This is a genomic window from Limnospira sp. PMC 289.06 (assembly GCF_032350395.1).
GTDB classification, from domain to species: Bacteria; Cyanobacteriota; Cyanobacteriia; order Cyanobacteriales; family Microcoleaceae; genus Limnospira; species Limnospira platensis.
Genome location: NZ_JARPLC010000403.1, coordinates 1 through 747, shown reverse-complemented (window position 1 = coordinate 747; position 747 = coordinate 1). Strand labels below are relative to the sequence as shown.

Here is a 747-nt window from a genome sequence, read left to right as displayed (position 1 = left end):
GACCTTCCTGGAGACCTTCCGTAAAGGCTTCTTGATAGAAACGAGTTTGTTTTAAATCAGTTAATCCTAACATTCTAGCAATCTCCTCGCGACTAGCTTGGGGTAGTTTATAGACTACAATAGTTTCGATTAAATCAATGATATCGCGTCTCAGGGGGGCTGGTGGGAGTATTTGTTGAGCTTGTTCAATCAGTTGTTGGGCTGATGCTATAGCTACAGACTCCGATGCGACTACTAACTTAATGATACCTACCCCTAAGCCGTTTTCGCCTTCCAACTCGTCTAGGTAAATGCGGGTCACTGCTTCGGAGTTGAGAATTTGGCTAAAGTGTTGAGACTTTTCGCGCTCTGTGTTACGGTTAGGGTAAATAACTACAACTCTCCAGGGGTAAGGGGGTTGATACTGTCGCAAATATAGGAAAAGTTCCGCAAAAATCCGATAGTACAGGTCATCGTCCGGTTGAAATTGTACTTCCGTCAGATAAAAGGGTTGGTTAGGGTTGTCGGTACTGGGGAAGAATAACCCATCTAAGCGAAAGGCGAGTTGTTTGACTTCTAGGTTGGTGAATTGATATTGATCAGCTTCTGTGGGAGGAAGGTTCAGCAGTTCAAAGAAGCTGCGCGGGTATTGTTGGAAGATGCGGTAAAATATGCTATCGGTTTTCACTGGCTTATGATGAGATTGGTGATCGGAAATTCATTGAACCCTGGAAAATGGGTTGATATGACTCTAATAATGCTATAGTA

Annotated in this window: 1 protein-coding gene; it reads right to left on the bottom strand. The window is 43.5% G+C overall.

Annotated features, from left to right (window positions below):
* The coding region (locus tag P5674_RS25455) for an Rpn family recombination-promoting nuclease/putative transposase (RefSeq protein WP_315670448.1) at positions 1–667 on the bottom strand (667 nt) is incomplete at its 3' end.
* Between the last annotated feature and the right edge of the window lie 80 nt (positions 668–747).